Raw genomic sequence first — 23596 nt, forward strand, 5'->3', positions numbered from 1 at the left:
GTCGACCGAGCGGACCTACCGCTGCCTAACCGACGTTCTCGGTGCGCAGCGTGATAGCGCCGACGAGGTACTGGTCGCCGCTGGTGCTGGGCGTGAGCGAGGAGACCTCGCACGGGAGCGTCGCGGGGGCGAAACCCTTGGCGTCGATGCCGAGCGACGACGCGTGCGACCAGCCGACCGCTGACGAGTCGAACGCGTTCTCGGCGCTGCCGGGCGTGCCGTCGTACCGCAGCGGCGTGAGGTCGGTGGTCGCCGCGGTGCACAGGCCGCCGAGGCGCAGCCGGTCGCCGCTGAGCGTCCGGTCGCCCTCCCACCCGACGACGCCGACCCGCGCCTTCGAACCGGCAGGCGCGGCGAACCGGAACGCGGCGGGCTCCGCGGCCGTGCCGACCCACAGCGACCCGTCGTAGACGGTCACGCGGGCGTCGCCCGGCGCGGAGTACACGACGACGAGCGACCAGCCGCCGTAGTAGGTCGGGTCCGAGTCCTTGCGCGTCGTGCTCACGGCCATGTCGGCGAGGGACCACGTCCCGCCGCCTCGCGCGCGCACGAGGTCGGTGACGTCGGCGAACGTCGAGTAGTACTCGCGGTACTGCCCGTCGGTGCGCCGGGTGCTCTCGCCGTGGACGGGGGCGTACGCGCCGCCCGGGCCGCGCACGAGCGCGCGCTCGACCGGTGCGCTCCATCCGTCGCCGCTGCCGCGCACGGCGGACCAGTACAGCCCGGCGAACGCGATCTCGCGCCCCTGGGGGACGAGCACCGTGGTGCTCGACGAGACCGGGACCGTGGCGCGCGGCCCGCTCGGCGGCGCCTGGTCGACGGGCTTCATCTCCTGCGAGTTGTTGTCCCGCTTGCCGCTGAGCGCCTCCTGGCACTCCTTGCGTCCCGGGTCGCACGAGAGCACCGCGGCACCGGCCTCGGTCACGTCCCATCCGCCGGTCGTCGTCGTGAAGCGCTGCGCGAGCCCGCCGGACCGACCGGGCACGGCGGCGGTCCCGGTCACCGGCTCGTCGAGACCGACGGCGGTCGCCGAGAGCTTCACCGTCCCGGTCGCGGAGTACGTCGAGCGCACCGGGAGCAGGACCTCGCCCGTCTCGCCCGCCCCGAGCACGGGCCAGGTGCACTCGACCGTGCGCCCCTTCGGGTCGACCGTGCACTCGTCGGGCACGGTCACGCCACCGGTCTCGTGCACGACGAGGTTGCCCGGCAGGGTCGCGCGCAGGAGGACCTGCGCCGCGTCGGCCGCGAGCTCGTCGTCGTCGGTCACGAGCACGCCGAACGCGAGCTGCCCGAGGTCGCCGGACTGCAGCACGACGTCCGCGGAACGCACCTCGAGTCCCGGTGCCCGGCCCCGCACCTCGACCGTCGTGCTCGCGCCGTCGGCGTCGTCGGCGGACGCGGCGACGACGACCGCGCCGAGCGCGCCCACGGCTCCGGGCTCGGCGACGAGCGGCAGCCCGACGGTCACGCTCTCGTCCGCGGCGAGGCCCGGGCCGGTGCACCGCACGCGCGGCCCGTCGACGGCGCAGCTCCAGCCGTCGAACTGCCCGCCCCAGGTGAGGCCCTGCGGCAGCGTCACGTCGAGGGTGACCGCGTCGGCCGGCAGGTCGCCGGTGTTCCGCACGGCGACGTCGGTGACGCTCGTGTGGCCGCCTGCCACGGTCAGCGCCGTCGGCTCGGCCGTGAGGGCGAGGGTCGCGGGTTCCTGCAGCGTGACGGGGACCCCCGAGCGGGCCGACGACGCGGGCGCGGGACTCAGCAGCACCTCGACGGGAGCGGCGGTGGCGTCACGTGTCGCGCGCAGACCGACGGTCAGCGGCACCTGCCCGCGGCCCGGCAGCCCGTCGCGCGTGCACACCACGGTCGCGCCCGGCTCGCAGGCCCACCCCGGGGACGCGACCGACCCGGTCCACGTGAGGCCGTCCGGCAGCACGAGCTCGGCGCGCGCCCGGTCGCCCGCGGAGCGGCCCGCGTTGCGCAGGTCGAACGTCACGTCCCGCACCCGGCCCGCGACGAGCGCGAGCGACTCCTGCGCGGACGCGACCGCGAGACGCGCGGGGCTGGGCGTCACGTGCACCGCGAGCGGCGGCGGCCGGTAGTCGACGTCGACGCCCGTCACGACGAGCTCGATCTGCGCGTCGTCGGCGTCGAACGCCTCGTCGACGACCACGCGCACGACGAGCCGCGCGGCCCCGCCCGCGGCGAGCGACGGCAGCTCGCAGCTCGCGCGGCGCGTCTGCGCGCCGCGGCACGTCCAGTCGGCCTGCGCGGCGTCCTGGGCCGTGGCCTGCGACAGGGCCTGGACGCTGTCGCGCAGCGCCGCGACCGTGGCGCTGCCGCCCGTGGCCACAGCACCGGCGACCGCAGGGCCCGTGGACCGGACCGGTGCCGCGGCGGCGACCTCGCGCACGCCCTCCAGGGACACCCCCTCGGGCAGGAGCAGGTCGGCGCTCAGGTCGGTCGCGGGACGGCCGCCGGTGTTGCGCAGCGTGATCGCGAGGTCCTGCGGACCGACGCCCGCGGCGAGCACGAGCCCGCCCGCGGGCAGCGCGACGACCACCTCGGGTGCGCGCGGCGGCGGCGTGGGCTCCTCGGGCTCGGGCGACGGCTCGGTGGTCGGCCCGGTGGACGGCTCGCTCGTCGGCTCGGCGGTCGGCTCCGACGTGGGCTCGCCCGTCGGGTCGGGTGTCGGGTCGGTCGTGAGCCCGGGCGCGGGCTCGTCGGGGAAGACCCCGGGCGGCAGCGGCACGCCGGGGTCGGCGGGCTCGGTCGGGTCGGACGACGAGGTCGGCGTCGGCTCGTCGGTCGGGCCGGCGGACGCGCTGGTCGTCGGCTCGGCCTCGGTCGGCGTGGCGGTGGCGGTCGCGACGGGAGGCTCCGCCTCGAGCACCTTGGGGTCGGCACCCAGGCCGAGCACCACGGCTGCGGCCACTGCGGCGACGGCGACGGCACCCGCGACGGTCGCGACGACGGCCGCGGGCACGCTCGCGAGGAACGCCGCGACCCCGCCTGCGCCGGCGGCCGCACCACCACCGGTGAGCGCCGCGACACCGCCGCCGGCGGCGCCGGCTCCGGCGCCGCCCTCGAGCTCGGCGAGGTGACCGGACCCGGCGGCACCCGTACCCGCGGCGGCTCCGGCACCCGCGGCACCGGCCGCACCGGCCGCCCCGGCGGCGGCCGCACCCAGCGGCAGCGTGTGCGCCAGCGCCCCGAGCCCCGCGAGGCCGAGCACGAGGGGCGCGACGACCGCGCGCAGCCCGTGGTTGACGTCCCCGAGCTCGAGGACGAGCGCGCGGCACTCGTCGCAGTCCTCGAGGTGCGTGGCGACCTTGGTGCTCTCGCGCGTGCCCAGCCCGCCGCGCACGTACGCGCCGAGCGAGCCGGCCACCGCGCGGCACCCCTCGTCGAGCGGGTCGCGCAGGTGCTGCTGCAGGTAGGCCTGCCGCAGGCCCTCGCGCGCGCGGTACGCGAGCGCCGCGACGCCGTTGGCGGTCAGCCCGAGCGCGGGGGCGATCTCGGCGGGCGGCAGGCCCTCGACCTCGGTGTGCCACAGCACGGCCTGCCACCGCTCGGGCAGGGAGTGGAAGGCGCGAGCGACGACGCCGCGCTCGAAGCCCTCGAGCGCGGGCTCCTCCGCGGTGCCCGCGAGCGCCGTCCCGGCCTCGAGGGTCGCGAGGTCGTCGGTCGGCTGCACGCGCCGCGCGCCCTCGCGCCGCACGCCCGCGGTGCGCCGGACGACCGTGAACAGGTAGGCCCGGAACGCCTCGTCGGGACCGTTGCCGTTGCGCAGCGCGGAGTAGACGGCGGTGAACGCGTCCGCGACGACGTCGTCGGCGTCCGCGGCGCTGTCCGTGTACTGCCGCGCGACGACGGCCGCGGCGGCCGCGTGACGTTCGTAGAGCGCGGCGAAGCCCGACTCGTCGCCTGCGCGCACCGCGGAGATGAGCTCCGCGTCGCTGCGCACGACAGCCGCCTGCGCCTCCACCTCGACCTCGTCCCGGCTTGCTCGTGGCACGGTTGATCCGCGCGAAATCGGTACCAGGGTGACATATCGGCCCGACACACAGGAAACAGTCGAGTCACCCGCTCGATGCGCCCACCGGGTGAAAACACCCAGAAGTGCCGTCACACCTGCACCAGGAGCCGCTCTCATCCGGCGTGACGACCGAGACCGGACCTCTGCTGCCCACCCAGCCGTCGCGTCTGCTCGAGCGCTGGCGCCGCGAGAGCGTCGCCTCCGTGTGGCGCCGTCCCTCCGACTGGTACCACCCCGCCGTCGACGAGGTGGCGATCGCGCTGCTGCTCGACGACGACCCCGTGCCCGCCGCCGCGCGCCTCGGCGGCGCCCGCGGTGAGGCGGGCGTCGGGATCGCCGAGACGATCGACGACCTGGCGTGCCTGTACCGCACGACGTCGCGCCCCGAGCCGCCCCTGGACGTGCTCCGCGCCCTGTGCACGGGGTGGGCGGACGCGCAGGCCGGTGGAGTCACGATGCCGCTGGGTCTCGACGCGGGGTCGGGCCTGCCGTCCGCCGACTACCTGCGGCTTCGCCTCATGGAGTGCTATCCCGACGACGTCCCGACGGGCCGGCTGCTCGTCGTCGACGTGGCGGCGGGCGTGCCCGACGCGCTGAGCCGGCTCGCCAGGTCCGCGGCGGTGGGCGCCGCGCTGCGCGAGGTGTTCGGGCCGGCGCGCGCGATGGCGAGCATCGGCGGGGGCGCGTTCGTCGTGCTCGTGGGCGACGACGAGAGCACCGACGAGCCGGTGGCGCGTCTGCGTCGGCGCGCGGACGAGCGCGTCGTGGCGCTGCGTGTCGAGGGCGTGACGCGACGCCCCCTGCGCTGCTGGGTCGAGCCGCTGCCCCCGACGCACGAGTGCGCGGTGCGCCGTCTCGCGCAGCTCGCGCGCCCCTGACCGCGGCGTGCGTCGGTGCCCCTGCCTCGACGCGCGCCGCTTCACCCCATCGAGCGACACCCGGACGGAGGATCCGACGAGAGTTACTCACGAGTAGGCCGTTCGTCCCGATGTCACGCGATCTGCCCGGCGTGTCGCGGATCGGGGGGATCTCGACGGGTGCAAACCGGCGCGGCGGGGTTACTTTCGATGCATGACCCCGTCCGGAATCGCCGCCTCGCACGACCCAGCACCTCAGGGCTCGGAGCGCTCCGACGACCCCCCGGCGCCCGCCGGCGCCCCGGCCGCGCCGCACGGTTCGCTGCCGCAACCACATGGTCTGCACGCGGCCCCGCGCACGCCGCTACGCACCCCCGGACCGGTCCCCTCGGCCGACGTCCTGACCCTCGACGACCCGGGCCCGGTGCTCGCGTCGGGCTCGAGCGCCGACGTGTACGCGCTGGACGAGGACTACGTGCTGCGCCGCTACCGCTGCGGCCAGGACGCGACGTCCGAGGCCCGGCTCCTGCAGCACGTGTCCGCGCACGGGTTCCCGGTGCCGGCGGTGTTCGTCGCGCAGGGCCCGAACCTGCTCATGGAGCGGCTGCACGGGCCGACGCTCCTGCAGGCCCTCGCCGCGGGTGAGATCTCGATCGCCGACGGCTCCCAGCTGCTCGTCGACCTGCACGAGCGCCTGCACCAGATCCCCGCCCCTCAGGACGTGCCGCACGACGAGACGCGGTGGCCGCACCTCTCCGCCGGGCCGGTCGTCGCGCACCTGGACCTGCACCCCGGCAACGTCGTGCTCTCGGACACCCACGGCCCGTCGGTCGTCGACTGGGCGAACGCCCGCGCCGCGACGCCGGAGCTCGACGTCGCGCTCACCGCGCTGATGATCTCCGAGGTCGCCGTCGACGCCGGGGGCGACTACTCGCACGCCGCGCGCGCTTTCCTCGCGGCGTTCCTCGCGCGCAGCCCGGTCTCACCGGTGCCGGCGCTCGACGCGGCCGCCGAGGTCCGCCGGACCGACCCCGGCCTGCTCACGGGCGAGAAGGAGCTCGTCGGCGACGCCGCGGACCTGGTGCGCGAGCTGGTGCGCGTCGCGTCCTGACGCCCGACCCGCAGCCGACCCGCACGCTCGTCGTACCCCGTCCCGCCCGAGCCCTCTCGGGCCGCCCGCTCAGCGCGGCGCCCGCCACGGAGCGACTCCGGGCGGGCGGCGGCGTCCGTGGCCGGCTGACGTCAGCGCGGCGCGAACGTCAGGCAGTCGGCGATGTCATGGCCGCTGCCCACGCGGATCGAGTCCGCGGTGCACTCGAGGTGCGAGTTGTGCGAGCAGTCCTGGCGCTGGCACGCGCCGACGTGGCTGAGCACCTTGTCCAGCCCGCCCTTGACCGTCAGCGGGATGAACGTCGCGCACTGGGCGTCGCCGCCGGTACCGCCGACGGTGATGGCAGCCGCGTGGCAGTGCGAGTGGTCGTTGTACGAGCAGCCGGCCACCGAGCACTCGGCGATCGCTGGCAGCTCCATGAGCTCGGTCATGTCACGCCTCCCGGGTGGGCCGTCGAGAACCTTGCGAGATGCAGAGCCGAGGGCTCCTTCCTCGACGGTAGACCCGCCCGCGCTCTCGCGCCAGCATGACGGCTCGAGCAACATCGCAGGTCAGGGGCGGTTTTTGCGCACAGCGGTGTTGCGTAAAGCTCAACGGGCAGGCGGACCGCGAGGTCAGCGCGCTGCGGCCGGCCCGGCCGCCTCGGCCGGGGGGCGCCACATGGCGGTCGGGCGGGCCGCGTGCACGCCGCGGATCTCACCGCGGGCCTCGAACCCGTGGCGGACGTAGAGCGCGCGGTTGCGGGGCGTCGAGGACTCCAGGTACGCGCCGTGGCCGTGGTCGTCGACGTGCCGCAGCCGGTGCGCCAGCAGCCGCGAGCCCACGCCCGTCCCGCGGTGGGCGGCCCGCACGCCGATCTCGCCGAGGTACCAGTGCGGCTCGTCGGGCCGGTGTCGCGACAGCGCCTTCCAGCCCCGCAGCGCGAGCGGGAGCCGCAGCGGGCCGAGCGCCTGCAGGAAGCCGGGCGTCTCGCGGAGCAGTGCGCGCAGGCTCGCGCCGCGCGCCTCGGGGCGCTCCCACACCGCGGCGCCGAGGATCCGGCCCGAGCGGTCGCGTGCGACGTCGACCTCGATGCCGTCCGGGTCCTCCGCGCGCAGCAGCGCGGAGTACAGGGCGGTCGCCCGGTCGCAGCGGCCGTCGGCGGTGCCGATCATCCCGACCACGACGGGGTCGTCGGCGAACGCCTCGCCGAGCACGGCCGCGACCGCCGGGATCTCGTCGCGCGTGGCCGCACCGACGTCGAACATCCGCTGATCTCCCCTCCTGGACGACTGTCCAATCGTCTCGGGCGGCGGTTCGTCCGGCATGGGCCCTCGGTCCCTTTCGACCGACCTCCGCACGTCCACCCCCTCCCCTCACCACCCCTTCACAGACCCCCGACGACCCCGCGGTTGCTCCGGGAATGGCCGGCCGGAGCCGGAGGAACGGCTGGGTCGGCAGGACGGCGGTTGGCGAGGTCGTCGTTGCTCCGGGAATGGCCGGTCGGAGCCGGAGGAACGACGGGGTCGGTGGGTGGGACGGGGGTACGGGTGGGGGTGGACGGGGGCCGTCGGTGGCGGGGCGGCGACGTAGGGTGGGACGTCGTGGCTACCTTCTCCGGCGTGACGCGCCAGCACGTCCTCCAGGCGATCGCGGAGTACGACTCCCGCGGTCGTGACGGCTTCCTCGGGGTCTACGGCTACGCGCCGACGCCGGGCTACGCGATCGTGCACGAGGGCTCGAGCTACGACCTGCCGGCGGTCCTCGGGGTCGCGCACCGCTTCGCCACGGGGCGTCTGGCACCGTCCGACGAGGTCGTCGGCAGCATCGGGTCCGCGGCGGCGATCCTGCGCAAGCGTGGGTTCGAGGTCACGGAGCCGGGCGGCTCGTCGGCGGCCGGGGCACGCTCGTCGTCGCGCACCACGACGCGTGCGCCCCGCGCACCACGCACGACGACCCCGCGGGCCACCCCCACGCGCCGCACCGCGGCCCCCGAGCCCGTCGCGGCCATCTGCCCGACGTGCTCGATGACGCTGCCCGCGACGGGCGTGTGCGACTACTGCGCCTGACCCGCACGGGCGGTGGCGTGCCCGACGTGACACGCCGGAGTGTCCCGCCGGACTGGATAGGCCGGACTTGGCGGGCCGGACCTGACGGGCCGGGCACGACGAGGGAGAGCATCCGTGCGGTGCTCTCCCTCTTCAACGTATAGAGCACAGGGGGTCTTGCGGCAAGGCCCCCGTCGAGGCGGATGATCGGCGCTCGTCGCGCCCGCCGAGCCGTCCCCGGGCGCCGTGAACCCCCGGGAGCCGAGCGTGCCCACCCTTCCCCTGACCGTCTTCGACGTCCCCCACGCCGCCAAGTCCGAGCCGCGCCTGATCGCCGACGACGACGCGCACCTGGCGCGCGTCGCGGCGCGGCTCGAGCAGCAGGTCGCCGAGCTCACCGACCGCCTGGCGGAGGCCCGGCGCGCGCCGGGTGGGTCGGGCACCGCGGCGCTGGAGCGTGACCAGGAGGTGCACCGGCTCTCGGCGCGGCTGCGGACCCTGCGCCGGTACGGGCTGGACCTGTGCCTCGGGCGCACGCTGGCCGCGGACGGGCAGGCGGTGTACGTGGGCCGGGTGGGGCTGACGGACGCCGACGACACGCGCCTGCTCGTGGACTGGCGGTCCCCCACGGCGGAGCCGTTCTTCGCGGCGACGCCCGCGCGGCCGATGGGGGCGGTCGCGCGGCGCCGGTACCGGTGGACGCGCGGGCGGGTCACGGACTACTGGGACGAGGTCCTGGTGCCGGACGCGGTGCCGGCGGGCAGGGTCGCGCCGGACGACGACTCGGCGCTGCTCGTGTCGCTCGGGGCGAGCCGGTCCGCGCGGATGCGGGACGTGCTGACGACGATCCAGGCGGACCAGGACGCGATCGTCCGCGCGGGGTCGGCGGGCCCGCTCGTCGTCGACGGCGGTCCGGGCACGGGCAAGACGGTCGTGGCGCTGCACCGCGCGGCGTACCTGCTGTACGCGGACCCGCGGCTGGGGCACCGGCGCGGCGGGCTGCTGTTCGTCGGGCCGCACGAGCCGTACCTCGACTACGTGTCGGACGTGCTGCCGAGCCTGGGTGAGGACGGGGTGCGCACGTGCACGCTGCGGGACCTGGTGCCCGAGGGCGCGGCGGCCGTCCCCGAGGCCGACCCGCGGGTCGCGCGGCTCAAGGGTTCGCGCGCGCTCGTCGAGGCCGTCGAGCCGGCGGTGCGGTTCTCGGAGCGCCCGCCGACGACGAGCCTGCTCGTCGAGACCCCGTGGGCGGACGTGCCGGTCACGCCCGCAGACTGGGCGGACGCGTTCGCGGCGCCCGAGGACGGCACGCCGCACAACGAGGCGCGCGACGACGTGCTCGCCGAGCTCGTGGAGATCCTCGCGGCCAAGGTGGACGACGTGCCCGCGGACCGGGTGCGTGCGGCGCTCGCGGCGGACGCGGACCTGCTGCACGCGCTGAACCGCGCGTGGCCGCTGATCGAGCCGACGGACCTCGTCGCGGACCTGTGGTCGGTGCCGGCGTACCTGCGGCTGTGCGCGCCGTCGCTGACACCCGACGAGGTGGCGCTGCTGCAGCGCACGGACCCGACCGCGTGGACGGTCGCGGACCTGCCGCTGCTCGACGCGGCCCGGGCACGGCTCGGCGACGCGACGGCGTCCAGTCGGCGCCGGGCGGCGGCGGCGTGTGCGGCCGCGGACCGGGCGACGATGGCCGAGGTGGTGGACCACCTCGTCGCGAGCGACGACTCCGAGCTGCAGGTCATGACGATGCTGCGGGTCGACGACCTGCGCGACGCGCTCGTGGACCGCGCGGCGCTGCCGCAGGCGCCCGTCGACCCGTTCGCGGGGCCGTTCGCGCACGTCGTCGTCGACGAGGCGCAGGAGCTGACCGACGCCGAGTGGCTGATGCTCGCGCGACGGTGCCCGTCGCGGTCGATGACGGTGGTCGGGGACCGGGCGCAGGCGCGGCGGGGGTTCGCCGAGCCGTGGCAGGAGCGGCTGGAGCGCGTGGGGCTGGGCGGGGCGAGGCTCGCGACGCTGGGCGTCAACTACCGCACGCCCGCGGAGGTCATGGCGGCCGCGGAGCCGGTGATCCGCGCGGTGCTGCCCGACGCGAACGTCCCGACGTCGATCCGCAGCACGCGCCGGCCGGTGGAGCACGGGTCGGTCGACGAGCTGACGGCGGTCCTGACGGGCTGGCTGAGGCGGCACGAGGGGGTGGCGTGCGTGATCGGGGCGCCGGCGCCCGCACTGCCGGGCACGCTGCGCGGCGTGCTCGCCGACCGGGTCCGCGCGCTCACGCCGCGGACCGCCAAGGGGCTGGAGTTCGACCTCGTCGTGCTGGTCGACCCGGGCGCGTGGGGCGACGGGGACGACGAGGTCGCGACCGCGGTCGACCGCTACGTCGCGATGACCCGCGCGACGCACACGCTCGTCGTCCTGACACCCGCGAGCGCGCCGGCGGGTGGGCGGAGCCGGTGAGCGCTAACGTCCGCCTCATGTCCCCCAGGAACGACGCCGCGCGCAACCACGCGCGGCTCGTCGAGGCCGCCGCGACCGTGTTCCGCCGGGACGGGGTCGACGCGCCGCTCGACACGGTCGCCGTCCAGGCGGGCGTCGGGCGCGCCACGCTGTACCGGCACTTCCCCGACCGCGGTTCGCTGCTCGCGGCGGTGCTGCACGACCGGATCGCCACCCTGGAGCGCTACGAGGCCGAGCGCGGCGGGCCGGACCTGCTGGAGCGGCTCGTCGTGGAGATGTGCTGGTACATGGCGGACATGCACGGGCTGATGACGGCGATCGAGGCGTCGGTGATCGACGACGTGCACCTCGCGGAGGTCACCGAGCGGTCGAACGCGCTGCTCTCGCGCGCGCTGGCCCAGGCGGTCGCGACCGGGGTGGTGCGCGAGGGCACGACGCTCGAGGACGTCCTCCTGGTCGCGGTCATGGCCGGCGCGCTGATGACGAACCCGCTGACGACCGAGGACGACGTGTCGCGCGCACTGGCGATCTGCTTCAACGGTCTGCGCCGGGGTGCGCAGACGCACGAGCTGCCCGCTCCGGAGCTGCGCGCGGAGTGACCGCTTGACGAGTTCGGCTAATGCCCGTAGCTTTAGGGCTAACGACATTAGCCAAGGAGACGTCATGACCCACCAGCTCAGCGTCGACGGCGGGACCCTCGCCTACGACGTCGCCGGCACCGGGCCGCTCGTCGTGCTCGCGCACGGCATGGGCGACTCGCGCGCCGCCTACCGGTTCGTCGCGCCCCGCCTCGTCGCGGCGGGCTACCGCGTCGCGAGCCTCGACCTGCGCGGCTGCGGCGAGTCCAGCGCCGACTGGCCCGACTACTCCCGCACCGCCGTGGCCGGCGACCTGCTGGCCCTCGTGCGCCACCTGGGTGGCCCCGCGGTCCTCGTCGGGCACTCGCTCGCAGGCGGCGCCGTGACGATCGCCGCCGCGCAGGCGCCCGACCTCGTCGCGGGCGTCGTCGAGCTCGCGCCGTTCACGCGCCGCCAGACGACGAGCCTGCGCGACCTGCGCGTCGCCCGGTACCGCCGCGGCATGACGCGCCTGGCCCTGACCGCCGCGCTCGGCTCGGTCACGTGGTGGCACTGGTACCTCGACCTGGCCTACCCCACCAGGCCCGCCGACTGGGCCGAGCACCTGCGCCGCAACGCCGACGAGCTGCGCCGCCCGGGCCGGATGCGCGCGTTGCGGCGCATGGGCTCGTCCAGCCCGGCCGACGCGGGCGAGCACCTGGGCCGCCTGACCCGCCCCGCGCTCGTCGTCGCCGGGACGCTCGACCCCGACTGGGCGGACCCGCGCGCCGAGGCGGAGGCCGTCGTCGCGGCCATGCCCGACGGGATCGGCCAGGTCGCGGTCATCGAGGGCGCCGGGCACTACCCGCACACTCAGCTGCCCGACGAGACGCTCGCGCTGCTGCTGCCGTTCCTCGCCAGCACGCTCGCGGGACAGCCGCGTGCCTAGGGCGGGGCTCGACCCGGACGTCGTCGTCGCGGCCGCCGCGGACCTGGCCGACGAGGTCGGCCTGCCGGACGTCACCATGAGCCTGCTCGCGCAGCGCCTGGGCGTGCGCGCACCGTCGCTCTACAAGCACGTCGAGGGGCAGGCCGACCTCCAGCGCCGCATCGCGACACTCGCCTTGACGGAGCTCGGCGCGGCCCTGCGGGACGCCCTGCAGGGCCGTTCGGGACGCGACGCGCTCGCCGCCGCCGCGCACACGCTGCGCCGGTACGCCGCCGCGCACCCCGGCAGGTACGCGGCGACGGTCCGGGTGGACGCCGACGAGACGGAGGCGCCGCTGGTGGCCGCGGGCGACCGCGTGCTCGAGTCGCTCGCGGCCGCCGTCGCGGCCTACCCGGTGGACCCGGCCGACACCGTGCACGTGCTGCGCATGGTCCGCAGCCTGTTCCACGGCTTCGCCGTCATCGAGGCCGCCGGCGGGTTCCAGCTCGACACCGACCGGAACGCGAGCGTCGAGTGGTTCGTCGACTTCGTCGACCGGGGGCTCAGCGGGCGCTGAACGCCGCGTCGAACGCCGCCGCGGGCGCGTCGAACGCGTTGCGCCGCACGAACTCCAGCGCCTCCGGCGCGCCGACGAGGCGGTCCATCCCGGCGTCCTCCCACTCCACCGAGATGGGCCCGTCGTAGCCGATCGAGTTGAGCGCGCGGAACGCCGCCTCCCACGGCACGTCCCCGCGACCCGTCGACACGAAGTCCCACCCGCGGCGCAGGTCCGCCCACGGCAGGTGCGAGCCGAGGCGGCCGTTGCGGCCGTTGCCGAGCCGGAGCTTCACGTCCTTGCAGTCGACGTGGTAGATCCGGTCGCGGTGCTCGAGGATGAAGTCCACCGGGTCGAGGTCCTGCCACATGAAGTGGCTCGGGTCCCAGTTGAGCCCGAACGCCTCGCGGTGGCCGATCGCCTCGAGCGTGCGCTGCGTCGTCCAGTAGTCGTACGCGATCTCCGAGGGGTGGACCTCGTGCGCGAACCGCACGCCCACCTCGTCGTACACGTCGAGGATCGGGTTCCACCGGTCCGCGAAGTCCTGGTAGCCCGCGTCCACCATCTCGGCCGAGGCCGGCGGGAACATCGCGACGTACTTCCAGATCGACGAGCCCGTGAACCCGACGACCGTCTTCACACCCAGCTTCGCGGCCAGGCGCGCGGTGTGCTTCATCTCCTCCGCGGCCCGCTGCCGCACGCCCTCGGGGTCGCCGTCGCCCCACACCACGTCGGGCAGGATGTCGCGGTGCCGCTGGTCGATCGGGTCGTCGCACACGGCCTGGCCCTTGAGGTGGTTGGAGATCGCCCACACCTTGAGGCCGTAGCGCTCCAGAATCGCGAGGCGGTCGGCGACGTAGTCGTCGTCGTCCCAGCGCCACGGGTCCAGGTGGTCGCCCCAGCACGCGATCTCGAGGCCGTCGTAGCCCCAGCCGGACGCGAGCCGCGCCACCTCCTCGAACGGCAGGTCGGCCCACTGGCCGGTGAACAGGGTGACGGGGCGGGTCATCGCACATCCTCCTGAGACGTCGGGACGGGGGTCCAGCGGGACTCGTCGGCGGCGGACCGCTCGACGGCGTCCAGGACGAGCTGCACCTGCAGCCCGTCGGCGAACGTGGGCCGCGGGTGCTCGCCCGCGACGATGCCGCGCACCAGGTCCACGGCCTGGTGCGTGAACGCGTGCTCGTAGCCCAGGCCGTGGCCCGCAGGCCACCACGCCGCGACGTACGCGTGCTCGGGCTCGGTCACGACGATGCGGCGGAACCCGGCCGTCGCGGCGGGCTCGGTCGCGTCGAAGAAGTGCAGGACGTTCATGTCCTCGAAGTCGAACGCGAGCGACCCGGTCGAGCCGTTGACCTCCAGGCGGATCGCGTTCTTGCGGCCGTACGCGAAGCGCGTCGCCTCGAACGTCGCCAGGCCACCGCCCGACAGCCGGCCGAGGAACGCCGCGGCGTCGTCCACGGTCACGGGTCCGGTCGCGCCGCTCCCCGACGACGCCCCGGACAGGCCCGTGAACTCGTCGGCCACCGGACGCTCGTGCACGAACGTCTCGAGGACCGCGCTCACGCCCGTCACCGACTCGCCCGTGATGAACTGCGCGAGGTCGACCACGTGCGCGCCGATGTCCCCGAGCGCACCCGACCCGGCCTTCTGCCGGTCGAGCCGCCAGGACAACGGCACCTGCGGGTCCGCGATCCAGTCCTGCAGGTACTGCGCACGCACGTGCCGCACCTGCCCGATCCGCCCGTCGACGACGAGCTGCCGCGCGAGCTGGATCGCCGGCACGCGGCGGTACGTGAAGCCGACCATCGCCACCAGGTCGGGACGCGCCGCGGCGGCGGCCGCCATGACCCGCGCGTCCTCGACGGTGTTGGCGAGCGGCTTCTCGCACAGGACGTGCTTGCCGGCCTCCAGCGCCGCCACGGCGATCTGGGGGTGCGTGTCGCCCGGCGTGCAGACGTCCACCAGGTCGACGTCGTCGTGCCCGACGAGCGCGCGCCAGTCGGTCACCGCCGCACGCCACCCCAGCCGCTCGGCCGCCGCGCGCACCTTCGTCTCGTCACGCCCCGCGACCACCGCCATGTCGACCTCCGCCGGCAGGTCGAAGAAGCGCGGTGCGGTCCGCCACGCGTGCGAGTGGGCGGCCCCCATGAAGGCGTAGCCCACCATCCCCACGCCCAGGCGCGGTCGTCGCATCTCGGTCACGTCCCCTCCTCGGGACCCGGGTGGGGCGACCGTCGGGCCGCCCCACCCGGTGTGGTTCTCAGGACTCGAAGGCCGTCGGCAGGTACTGGTCGACGTTCGCCTTGGTGACGACGGGCGCGTACAGCTGGATGGTGCGCGGCACCTCCACCTCGACGAGGTCGCTCATCGACTTGCCCTGCACCAGGAGCCGGGCGAGCTTGATGCCGTCGGCCGCCTGCGTGGACGGGTAGACGACCGTCGCCTTGAGCACGGAGTCGTCGGCCTTGATGGCCTCCATGACGTTCTTCGAGCCCGCACCGCCGACCATGAAGAACTCGTCGCGGCCCGCGGCCTCGATCGCCGCGAGCACGCCGACGCCCTGGTCGTCGTCGTGGTTCCAGATCGCGTCGAGCTGCGGCGCGGCCTGCAGCAGGTTCGCCGCGGCGGCCTCGCCGCCCTGGACCGTGAAGTCCGCGGCGACCCGGTTGTCGACCTTGAGGCCGCACTCCGCGAGCGCGTCGGCGAAGCCCTGGCTGCGGTCCTGCGTGAGCGGCAGCGAGTCGATGCCGGCGATCTCCGCGACCTTCGCGCCCGCCTTGCCGCCGAGCTGCTCGCAGATGTACCGGCCCGCGCTGATGCCCATGCCGTAGTTGTCGCCGAGCACGGTGGTGCGGGCGGCGGTCGGGTCGTCGAACTCACGGTCGACGTTCACGACGACGATGCCCGCCTGCATGGCCTTGATGGCCACCTCGGTGAGCGCCGCGCCGTCGAACGGCAGCAGGACGATCGCGTCGACCTTGTCGTTGATGAACTGCTCGACCTGGCTGATCTGCAGGTTCACGTCGTTCGTGCCGTCGGCGACCTTGAGGTCGATGTCGTCGTACTGCGCGGCGAGGTCCTTCGCGGACTTCGTGATCGAGCCCATCCAGCCGTGGTCCGCGGCCGGGGCGGAGAAGCCGATGACGACCGTGTCGCCCTTCTCGTCGTTCTCGCCGGCCGCGACCGGAGCGGCCTGCGTGTCGTCGTCGGACTTCGTGGGCTCGTTGGACGTGCAGCCGGTGACGAGCAGCGACGCGGCGGCGAGCGCCCCGGCGGCGGCGAGCCAGCGACGACGGCTCTTGCGTGCGGACATGACGATCCTCCTTGATCGGTGGTGCGCGAGTGACGTGCCGGAGTCGGGACCGGCGGGTGCGGGGGTGTTCTCGTCGTGGCGAGGGGCGGCTACGTGCCGGCCCGGGAACGGTCGGCGAGCCGCTGCTGCAGCAGGACGGCGCCGACGATGATCGCGCCCTTGAACACGGACTGGGCGGAGATCGACAGGTTGTTCTGCGTGAACACGTTCGTCAGCGTCGTGAAGATCAGGACGCCGAAGACGGTGCCGACGATGCTGCCGCGGCCACCCGCCAGGAGCGTGCCGCCGACGACGACGGCCGCGATCGCGTCGAGCTCGTAGAGCATCCCGTTGGTCGAGCTGCCCGCGGTGGTGCGGCCGAGCATCATGACGCCGGCGATGCCCGCGGCCAGGCCGGACAGCGCGAACAGGTACATGGTGTGGCGCTGCACCTTGATGCCCGCGAGGCGGGCCGCCTCGGCGTTGCCGCCGACCGCGACGGTGCGGCGGCCGAACGTCGTCCGGTTGAGCAGCACCCACCCGGCCACCGACACCACGGCGAAGATCCACACGAGCATCGGGATGCCCAGGAAGTCCGCGCGGAAGAAGTCGAGGAAGTCGCGCACCCGGACCACCTGCGTGCGGCGGTTCGCGATGACCTCGGCCAGGCCGCGCGCGGCGACCATCATGGCGAGCGTCGCGATGAACGAGACGACCTTGCCGTACGCGACGAGGATCCCGTTGATCAGCCCCGCGCCGACGCCCACGCCGAGCGCGACGAGCACCATGACGATCCAGTGCGTGTCCTCGGCCATCGTCTGGGTCGCGAGCGTGGACGCCCACACCGACGCGAGCCCGAGCACCGAGCCGACCGACAGGTCGATGCCGCCGCCGGTGATGACGAACGTCATGCCGATCGACAGCACGCCGAGCACCGAGGCGAGGCGCAGGATCGTCAGCAGGTTGTCGACGTTCGCGAACCGGTCGCCGGCGGTGACGACCCCGACGACGCAGATCGCCGCGAGCGCGATGACCAGCCCGAGGTTGCGGCCTGCCGGCCCGTGCAGGAGCCCGGCGCCTCGGCGACGGGCCGGCGCCGGGGGTGCGTCGACGCTGCCCGGGGCGGGCGCGTCGCTGGCGACGTCGTGCTCGCTCATGCGGCACTTCCTTCCATCACGAGGTCGAGCACGCGGTGCTCGTCGATGTCGGCGGCGGGTCCGGAGTGGACCACCCGCCCTTCGGAGACGACGAGCACGCGGTCGGCCAGGCCGAGCACCTCGTCGATCTCGCTCGAGACGACGACCACGGCGGCACCCGCCGCGGTCAGCTCGGCCACGAGCGCGTAGATCTCGGCGCGGGCCCCCACGTCCACGCCGCGCGTGGGCTCGTCGAGGAGCAGGACCTTGCAGCCGTGCACGAGCCAGCGCGCGAGCACGACCTTCTGCTGGTTGCCGCCGGAGAGCGTGCGCGCGTGCCGGGCCACGTCGGCGGGCCGCACCTCGAGCGCCTCGACCTGGGCGCGTGCCTGCTCGCGCTCGGTGGCCTCGTCGAGCAGCCCGCCGCGCGCGGTGCGCGCGAACGTCGAGAGCGTGATGTTGCGGTAGACGGGCTCGTCGAGCAGCAGCCCCTGGCTCTTGCGCTCCTCGGGGCACAGCCCGATCCCGGCGGCGACCGCGTCGGCCACCGAGCCGGTGCGCACGCGCCGCTCGCCGACCCGCACGGTCCCGCTCGTCGCGCGACGCGCGCCGAACACCGTCTCGAGGATCTCGGAGCGGCCCGAGCCGACGAGTCCCGCGAGACCGACGACCTCGCCTGCGCGCACCGAGAACGAGACGTCCTCGAACGCGCCCTTCAGGCCCAGGTCAGCGACCTCGAGCACGACGGGCGCGTCGTCGGCCACCGGCTCGCGACGCGGGATCGCGTACTCGACCGTGCGGCCCGTCATGAGGCGGATGAGGTCGGGCGTCGGGGTGGTCGCCGGCAGGCCGGTCGCGACCGTCCGGCCGTCCTTGAGGACGGTGATCCGGTCGCCGATCTGGCGGATCTCCTCGAGGCGGTGCGAGATGTAGACGACGGACACGCCCTGGGCGGTGAGGTCGCGCACGACCCGGAACAGGTTGGCGACCTCCTCGGAGTCGAGGACCGCCGAGGGCTCGTCCATGACGATCACGCGCGCGTCGTGCGACAGGGCGCGCGCCATGCTGACGATCTGCTTGCCCGCGGCGGACAGCCGGCCGACCTCGCGGTGCGGCGGGATCGACGCGTGCCCGAGGCGCGCCATGAGCTCGCGCGTGCGCTGCGCGACCTCGCGGCGCCGGGTGAACCCGCCGCTCGACAGCTCGTGGCCGAGGTAGATGTTCTCGGCGACCGACAGCCCGTCGACGACGTCGAGCTCCTGGTACATGGTCGCGATGCCGAGGCGCAGGCCGCTCACGGGGTCGGCGATGGTGACCGGGCTGCCGTCGATGAGGACCTCTCCGGCGTCCGGCTGGTGCGCGCCCGCGAGCACCTTGATGAGCGTGGACTTGCCCGCGCCGTTCTGGCCGAGCAGGCAGTGCACCTCGCCGCGGCGCACCTCGAGGTCCACGCCGTCGAGGGCGCGGGCGCCCGGGAAGTGCTTGACGATGCCGCGCATGGACAGCAGCGGCGCTGTTTCCGTTCGGTCCTCGTTGACCATGCGCCGAACCTAGGGATACTTCTGCTGTTCGTCAAGCAAAAGTTGACGAGCGCGTGGTGTCGTTACAGGATCGCGACCAACAAAAGGGTGGCGCGGGCAACTGGGACGAACAGCGCCGCGACCAGCCGGAACGGGATGGTTCACTGTGCGCATGGCCGAGCCGACGAGAGCCGCGCCGCGACCCGCGGGCGTCGGCGAGCTGTTCCAGCTCCTGCGCGACGGCCGTCCGCGCACGCGCTCCGACCTCGCGACCGTGACCGGTCAGTCCCGCTCGACGATCGCGGCGCGCGTCGACGCGCTGCTCGCCTCGGGCCTCGTCGCACCCGCCGGCGAGGCGACCTCGACCGGGGGCCGCCCGCCCGCGACGTTCGCGTTCAACCCCGCAGCGCGCGTCGTCCTCGCCGTCGACCTGGGCGCGACGCACGCGCGACTCGCCGTCACCGACCTCGCGGGCACCGTCCTCGCCGAGCACGGCGAGGCGATCTCGATCGACGCCGGCCCCGAGCCCGTGCTCACGCGTGTCGTCGAGATCGGCCGCACGCTGCTGACGCAGGCCGGGCGCGAGCCGGGCGACCTCGCGAGCGTCGGCGTCGGCCTGCCCGGTCCCGTCGAGCACTCCACGGGACGCCCGATCAACCCGCCGATCATGCCCGGCTGGGACGACGCGGACGTGCCCGAGATGCTGTCCGCGCGGCTCGACGCGCCCGTGCTCGTCGACAACGACGTCAACCTCATGGCGCTCGGCGAGCACACCGCGCGCTGGCGCACCGTGAGCCACCTGCTCTACGTCAAGGTCGCCACGGGCATCGGCGCGGGCATCATCCTCGACGGCTCGCTCGCCCGAGGCGCGCAGGGCTCCGCGGGCGACCTCGGGCACATCGCCGTGCCCGGCGGCGTGGACCGGCCGTGCCGCTGCGGCAACACCGGCTGCCTCGAGGCCGTCGCGAGCGGCCCGGCCATCGCCGCCGACCTCACCGCGGCCGGCGTCACGGCCGCGACCAGCAGCGACGTCGTCGCGCTCGTCCGCTCCGGCAACATCGAGGCGAGCCGCGCCGTGCGGGACGCGGGCCGCAGCATCGGCGGCGTGCTCGCCGCGTGCGTGAGCATGCTCAACCCGTCCGTGATCGTGGTCGGCGGACAGGTCGCGGGAGCCGGGGAGCACCTCGTCGCGGGCATCCGCGAGGTCGTCTACCGCCGGTCGCTGCCGCTCGCGACGCAGCACCTGCGCATCGTCCCGACGCGCACCGGCACCGAGGCGGGCGTGCTCGGCGCGAGCGCGATGGCCGCCGAGCACGTGCTGTCCGCGTCCGCGATCGACGCGCTCGTCGGCTGATCACCCGTCCTGCACCCCGAGAGCCCGACGGGTCTCGTCGTCCCTCTTGACGGTCCACTTGCTTTTTGCAAGTGTGGCTTCGTCCACGTATGTCCGAAGTCAGGGGAACCCACGATGACCGCGATGTTCGTCAACCTGCCGGTGACCGACCTCGAGCGCGCCAAGGCGTTCTACGAGGCCATCGGTTTCACCATCAACCCGCAGTTCACCGACCACAACGCCGCGTGCGTCGTCGTCGAGGAGGACCACAGCTACTTCATGATCCTGGTCCGCGAGTACTTCCAGACCTTCACCGAGCGACCCCTCGGCGACCCCCGCCAGTCCCCCACCTCCGCCGTCGCGATCTTCCTCGACAGCCGCGAGGACGTGGACTCGACCGTCGCCGCCGGGCTCACCGCCGGAGGCACCGAGGACCAGCCCGCCACCGACCTCGGGTTCATGTACCAGCGCCAGCTCTCCGACCCCGACGGCAACATCCTCGAGCTCGGCTGGATGGACCCCGTCGCCGCCGCGCAGGGCCCCGACGCCTACGCCGCCCAGCAGGCCTGAGGGTCCATGGCCGCACGCGACTACGGGCAGTACTGCGGCGTCACCCGCGCCCTCGAGCTCGTCGGGGAACGCTGGGCGCTGCTGATCGTGCGCGACCTGCTCGTCGGGCCGCGTCGCTACGGCGAGCTCGCCGCGGGCCTCCCCCGCATCCCGAGCAACATCCTGGCGACGCGGCTCAAGGAGCTGCAGGCCGCCGGCGTCATCCGGCGCGTCCCGCACTCGCGCGTCGTCGTCTACGAGCTGACCCCCTACGGCCGCGAGCTCGAGCCCGTGGTGCTCGCGCTCGGGGCGTGGGGGTTCAAGGCGATGGGCGAACCGCGCGCCGAGCAGGTCATCACGCCCGACTCCATGACCATGGCGCTGCGCACCGCGTTCCGCCCCGACGTCGCCGCCGCCCTGCCCGCGACGACCTACGGCACCCGGTTCGGCCCCGCCGAGCTGCTGGTCCACGTCGACGGACCGCGGCTCGACGTCATCCGCGCCGACGGCGACCTCACCGCCGCCGACCTCGCGTTCACCGCCGGCCCGCAGATCCGCCACCTCATCTCCGGCGAGCTCACCCCCGACCTCGCCCTCACCACGGGCGTCGTCCAGGTCCTCTCCGGCCCCGACACCCTCCTGACCCGCTTCGCCACCACCTTCCACCTGGCCGCCTGACCCGCCCCCACCTTTTCGCCGACTGCGCACGTTCCGTACCGACCGCGCACGCCCGGCGTCCGCACTCGCGCACCAGCGTGCGCACTCGACCGAGGGGAGTAGACGGTGCAGATGGTCGACGAGCTCGCCGTTCTCTCGCGCCTCGCGAGCACTACCCTGCGCCATGACCCGGGTCGACGAGCGTCAGCGCCGCGCGCGTCGAGCTGTGCGCGCGGTACGGGTTCGCCGGGCTGGCGCGTTCGGTTCGGTCGCACGCGGCGAGGATCGCGCGGACTCCGACATCGACGTGCTTACGACCTGCTTCCCAGCCGGCACGTCACCTGCGAGATCGTCGACGCTGTCGAGGAGATGTCACAGATCCTCGGGCGCCCGGTGGACCTCGTGTCCCGCAGGGCAGTGCACCCACTGCTGCGCGAATACAGCGGGAGACCGACTCGGGGCACGTCGACGACCAACTCGCCTCAACTACGAGGCGCCGTACAGGCCGGCGATCGAGCTCAGCCTGTGCACGACCTGACACCGCAGGACCGCGGCATTGACCCCGGCATCCTCCACCAAGCCGGCGGCCACGCACCCTTGTACCCCGGCGGCGGGATCCGGGAAGTCCGGGGCAACCTTCGAACCGTTGCACCCACGCGCAGGTCGGCGAGGCATTCTCGAAGGGCATCGACGGTGCACTCCTACGCCACAAAATCCGACGGCACCTCACCGGCCAAGCCAGCCGACCTACTCGTAAGGACGAGCCCCTTCCAGCGCAGCGACCACGAGCACCCACGGGTCGTTCGGGTGTGTCATTTTCCCAATCTGAACCGCCCCGGCTTCCATGGAGGCTCTCAATCCCCGGAGGATGAGGGTCATGGCTGCACCGAGGAAGTATCCGGACGAGTTGCGTGAGCGCGCGATCCGGCTCGTGCTGGAGGCGAAGCGCGACCCGCTGACCCGTCCGGCGGCGTGTCGGCGGATCGGGGATCAGCTCGGGATCAATCCCGAGACGTTGCGGGGCTGGGTCCAGCAGGCCGAGGTCGATGCCGGTGACCGGGCGGGGACGACGACGAGCGACGCGCAGCGGATGGCCGAGCTGGAGCGGGAGAACCGTGAGTTGCGGCGGGCGAACGCGATCTTGAAGGCGGCGTCGGCTTTCTTCGCGGCGGAGCTCGACCGCCCGTCGACCAGGTAGTGGCGTTCATCGACGCCCACCGTGACCAGTTCGGGGTCGAGCCGATCTGCCGGTTGCTGCAGGTCGCCCCGAGCACGTACTACGCGACCAAGACGCGTGCGCCCTCGGCGCGCTCGGTCACGGATGCGGCCCTGGGCGAGGTCATCGTCGCTGAGCACGCGGCGAACTACGGCGTCTACGGGGCCCGCAAGATGTGGAAGCACCTGCACCGGGGAGGGCACCCGGTCGCCCGCTGCACCGTCGAGCGGCTGATGCGTGAGCGTGGCCTGCGCGGGGTGGTCCGCGGACGGGCCAGGCGCACCACGATCCCCGCCAAGGACGGGGCGCGCGCCGGTGACCTGGTCAACCGGGCGTTCAGCGCGACGGCGCCGAACCAGCTGTGGGTCGCCGACTTCACCTACGTGCGCACGTGGGCCGGCTTCAGCTACGTCGCGTTCGTCATCGACGTGTTCTCGCGGATGATCGTGGGTTGGAAGGCCGACACGCGCATGCGCGCCGACCTGGTCACCGACACCCTCGAGATGGCCGCCTGGACCCGCGGCCGAGCGGGGATCGCGGACCTGACCGGGCTGATCCACCACTCGGACGCGGGAGCCCCAGTACGTCTCGCTGGCCCTGACCGAACGCCTCGCAGCGCTCGGCATGCGTGCCTCGATCGGCTCGGTCGCGGACGCGTATGACAACGCGATCGCCGAGTCCACGATCGGGCTGTTCAAGAACGAGCTGATCCGCCGCAAGGGCCCGTGGCGGACCCTGGACGACGTCGAGATCGCCACGCTCGAGTACGTCGACTGGTTCAACAACCGGCGCCTGCACTCCGAGCTCGGCGACATCCCACCGGCCGAGCACGAGGCCAACTACTACCGTCACAACCCCGCGTCGACGACGCTGGGAACCAGAGAACCGAGCCTCCACTGAACCCGGGGCGGTTCAGCTTCGAGGTCGGCGGCCCGCGTCGGCCAATCGCAGCGATTCCGGGAGTCGGGTCGTCATGGCTTGACTCTCAAGAGAAACTGTGACGTTCCGCGTCCTCACGGGTCCCGTAGAGCTCACCCCACCCGATGATGTCGAGATCATCGGAGCGAATCGGGCTTTGGAGGACGTAGTCGTCGCGCCTGGGAATGGTGATGAAGACGAAGCACGGGAACTTTCTTACTGGATCGATCTCGGCATCCTCGTGTCGACAGGACAAGACGACGGTGTCTATGTCCGACGCCCGACTGAAGTCCTGTCCGACGATAGTGGGCGACAGCCGGGCCTCGACTGCGACCTTGCCCGAATCGAACGTCAGTCGGCGCTCAACGCGACACTCGCGCACGGGCTCGAAACGAGCGCTGTCGAGCGAGCTCAAGTAGTAGATCTCCCCGGTCATG

General features: G+C 74.0%; 20 protein-coding genes, 1 pseudogene and 1 other annotated feature. Of the genes and pseudogenes, 12 read left to right on the top strand and 9 right to left on the bottom strand.

Annotated features, from left to right (window positions below; genetic code table 11):
• Positions 1 to 25: 25 nt before the first annotated feature.
• Positions 26 to 4015 carry a sigma-70 family RNA polymerase sigma factor gene (locus F1D97_RS01300; protein WP_236121943.1) on the bottom strand — a complete coding sequence of 1330 codons (3990 nt, stop codon included), beginning with the start codon at positions 4013 to 4015 and terminating at the stop codon, positions 26 to 28.
• A 143-nt stretch (positions 4016 to 4158) separates the two neighbouring features.
• Here F1D97_RS01300 and F1D97_RS01305 point away from each other — a divergent pair, with 143 nt between their 5' ends.
• A complete protein-coding gene (locus F1D97_RS01305) occupies positions 4159 to 4914 on the top strand; it encodes a hypothetical protein (RefSeq protein ID WP_236121944.1) in 756 nt (251 codons plus the stop codon).
• Between the two features lie 193 nt (positions 4915 to 5107).
• A complete protein-coding gene (locus F1D97_RS01310) occupies positions 5108 to 6004 on the top strand; it encodes a phosphotransferase family protein (protein WP_236121945.1) in 897 nt (298 codons plus the stop codon).
• Between the two features lie 131 nt (positions 6005 to 6135).
• On the opposite strand, the gene F1D97_RS01315 is transcribed toward F1D97_RS01310, so the two are convergent.
• Together F1D97_RS01315 and F1D97_RS01320 are read right to left on the bottom strand one after the other, a co-directional pair.
• Positions 6136 to 6435, bottom strand: coding sequence for a DUF1540 domain-containing protein (locus tag F1D97_RS01315; protein WP_236121946.1), 300 nt, complete (start codon positions 6433 to 6435; stop codon positions 6136 to 6138).
• A 183-nt stretch (positions 6436 to 6618) separates the two neighbouring features.
• Positions 6619 to 7251 carry a GNAT family N-acetyltransferase gene (locus F1D97_RS01320; RefSeq protein ID WP_236121947.1) on the bottom strand — a complete coding sequence of 211 codons (633 nt, stop codon included), beginning with the start codon at positions 7249 to 7251 and terminating at the stop codon, positions 6619 to 6621.
• A gap of 354 nt (positions 7252 to 7605) precedes the next feature.
• Here F1D97_RS01320 and F1D97_RS01325 point away from each other — a divergent pair, with 354 nt between their 5' ends.
• The 5 genes from F1D97_RS01325 (at position 7606) to F1D97_RS01345 (ending at position 12556) form a co-directional block, all read left to right on the top strand.
• On the top strand, positions 7606 to 8052 hold the full coding sequence (locus F1D97_RS01325; protein WP_236121948.1) for a hypothetical protein: 447 nt from the start codon (positions 7606 to 7608) through the stop codon (positions 8050 to 8052).
• Between the two features lie 246 nt (positions 8053 to 8298).
• On the top strand, positions 8299 to 10494 hold the full coding sequence (gene helR / locus F1D97_RS01330; protein ID WP_236121949.1) for an RNA polymerase recycling motor ATPase HelR: 2196 nt from the start codon (positions 8299 to 8301) through the stop codon (positions 10492 to 10494).
• Positions 10495 to 10511: 17 nt separating this feature from the next.
• Positions 10512 to 11093 carry a TetR/AcrR family transcriptional regulator gene (locus tag F1D97_RS01335; protein ID WP_236121950.1) on the top strand — a complete coding sequence of 194 codons (582 nt, stop codon included), beginning with the start codon at positions 10512 to 10514 and terminating at the stop codon, positions 11091 to 11093.
• A 64-nt stretch (positions 11094 to 11157) separates the two neighbouring features.
• A complete protein-coding gene (locus F1D97_RS01340) occupies positions 11158 to 12000 on the top strand; it encodes an alpha/beta fold hydrolase (protein ID WP_236121951.1) in 843 nt (280 codons plus the stop codon).
• On the top strand, positions 11993 to 12556 hold the full coding sequence (locus F1D97_RS01345) for a TetR-like C-terminal domain-containing protein (RefSeq protein WP_236121952.1): 564 nt from the start codon (positions 11993 to 11995) through the stop codon (positions 12554 to 12556). Before F1D97_RS01340 ends, F1D97_RS01345 begins: the two co-directional genes overlap by 8 nt.
• Here F1D97_RS01345 and F1D97_RS01350 read toward each other — a convergent pair.
• The 5 genes from F1D97_RS01350 to F1D97_RS01370 form a co-directional block, all read right to left on the bottom strand.
• Positions 12543 to 13544, bottom strand: coding sequence for a sugar phosphate isomerase/epimerase family protein (locus tag F1D97_RS01350; RefSeq protein ID WP_094181131.1), 1002 nt, complete (start codon positions 13542 to 13544; stop codon positions 12543 to 12545). The genes F1D97_RS01345 and F1D97_RS01350 overlap by 14 nt on opposite strands.
• Positions 13541 to 14731 (bottom strand): Gfo/Idh/MocA family protein, encoded by a 1191-nt coding sequence (locus tag F1D97_RS01355; protein ID WP_094182350.1) that lies wholly within the window; start codon positions 14729 to 14731, stop codon positions 13541 to 13543. The genes F1D97_RS01350 and F1D97_RS01355 overlap by 4 nt, the downstream gene beginning before the upstream one ends.
• Before the next feature lie 67 nt (positions 14732 to 14798).
• Complete coding sequence (locus F1D97_RS01360) at positions 14799 to 15851, bottom strand: substrate-binding domain-containing protein (RefSeq protein WP_094181132.1); 1053 nt, start codon at positions 15849 to 15851, stop codon at positions 14799 to 14801.
• Between the two features lie 89 nt (positions 15852 to 15940).
• Positions 15941 to 16987 carry an ABC transporter permease gene (locus F1D97_RS01365; protein WP_236121953.1) on the bottom strand — a complete coding sequence of 349 codons (1047 nt, stop codon included), beginning with the start codon at positions 16985 to 16987 and terminating at the stop codon, positions 15941 to 15943.
• The gene (locus F1D97_RS01370) at positions 16984 to 18507 is read right to left on the bottom strand and encodes a sugar ABC transporter ATP-binding protein (RefSeq protein ID WP_198303442.1); all 1524 of its coding nucleotides are present in this window, start codon (positions 18505 to 18507) and stop codon (positions 16984 to 16986) included. Before F1D97_RS01370 ends, F1D97_RS01365 begins: the two co-directional genes overlap by 4 nt.
• A gap of 151 nt (positions 18508 to 18658) precedes the next feature.
• Here F1D97_RS01370 and F1D97_RS01375 point away from each other — a divergent pair, with 151 nt between their 5' ends.
• The 5 genes and pseudogenes from F1D97_RS01375 to F1D97_RS01390 all read left to right on the top strand — a co-directional run bounded on the left by F1D97_RS01375 (position 18659) and on the right by F1D97_RS01390 (position 23141).
• Positions 18659 to 19840 (top strand): ROK family transcriptional regulator, encoded by a 1182-nt coding sequence (locus F1D97_RS01375; protein ID WP_236121954.1) that lies wholly within the window; start codon positions 18659 to 18661, stop codon positions 19838 to 19840.
• A 114-nt stretch (positions 19841 to 19954) separates the two neighbouring features.
• Complete coding sequence (locus F1D97_RS01380) at positions 19955 to 20389, top strand: VOC family protein (protein WP_236121955.1); 435 nt, start codon at positions 19955 to 19957, stop codon at positions 20387 to 20389.
• 6 nt (positions 20390 to 20395) lie between these two features.
• Complete coding sequence (locus F1D97_RS01385) at positions 20396 to 21046, top strand: winged helix-turn-helix transcriptional regulator (RefSeq protein WP_236121956.1); 651 nt, start codon at positions 20396 to 20398, stop codon at positions 21044 to 21046.
• A gap of 163 nt (positions 21047 to 21209) precedes the next feature.
• Entirely contained in the window at positions 21210 to 21563 is a 354-nt protein-coding gene (locus F1D97_RS17515) for a nucleotidyltransferase domain-containing protein (protein ID WP_396022548.1), read from the top strand.
• Positions 21564 to 21902: 339 nt separating this feature from the next.
• Positions 21903 to 23141, top strand: a pseudogene (locus F1D97_RS01390) (IS3 family transposase).
• Positions 22181 to 22294, top strand: a sequence feature (AL1L pseudoknot). Its footprint overlaps the pseudogene before it by 114 nt.
• Before the next feature lie 85 nt (positions 23142 to 23226).
• On the opposite strand, the gene F1D97_RS01395 reads toward F1D97_RS01390, so the two are convergent.
• Positions 23227 to 23595 carry a hypothetical protein gene (locus F1D97_RS01395; protein WP_236121957.1) on the bottom strand — a complete coding sequence of 123 codons (369 nt, stop codon included), beginning with the start codon at positions 23593 to 23595 and terminating at the stop codon, positions 23227 to 23229.
• Position 23596: the final 1 nt, after the last annotated feature.

It is taken from the genome of Cellulomonas palmilytica (assembly GCF_021590045.1).
In the GTDB taxonomy this organism is placed as follows: domain Bacteria; phylum Actinomycetota; class Actinomycetes; order Actinomycetales; family Cellulomonadaceae; genus Cellulomonas; species Cellulomonas palmilytica.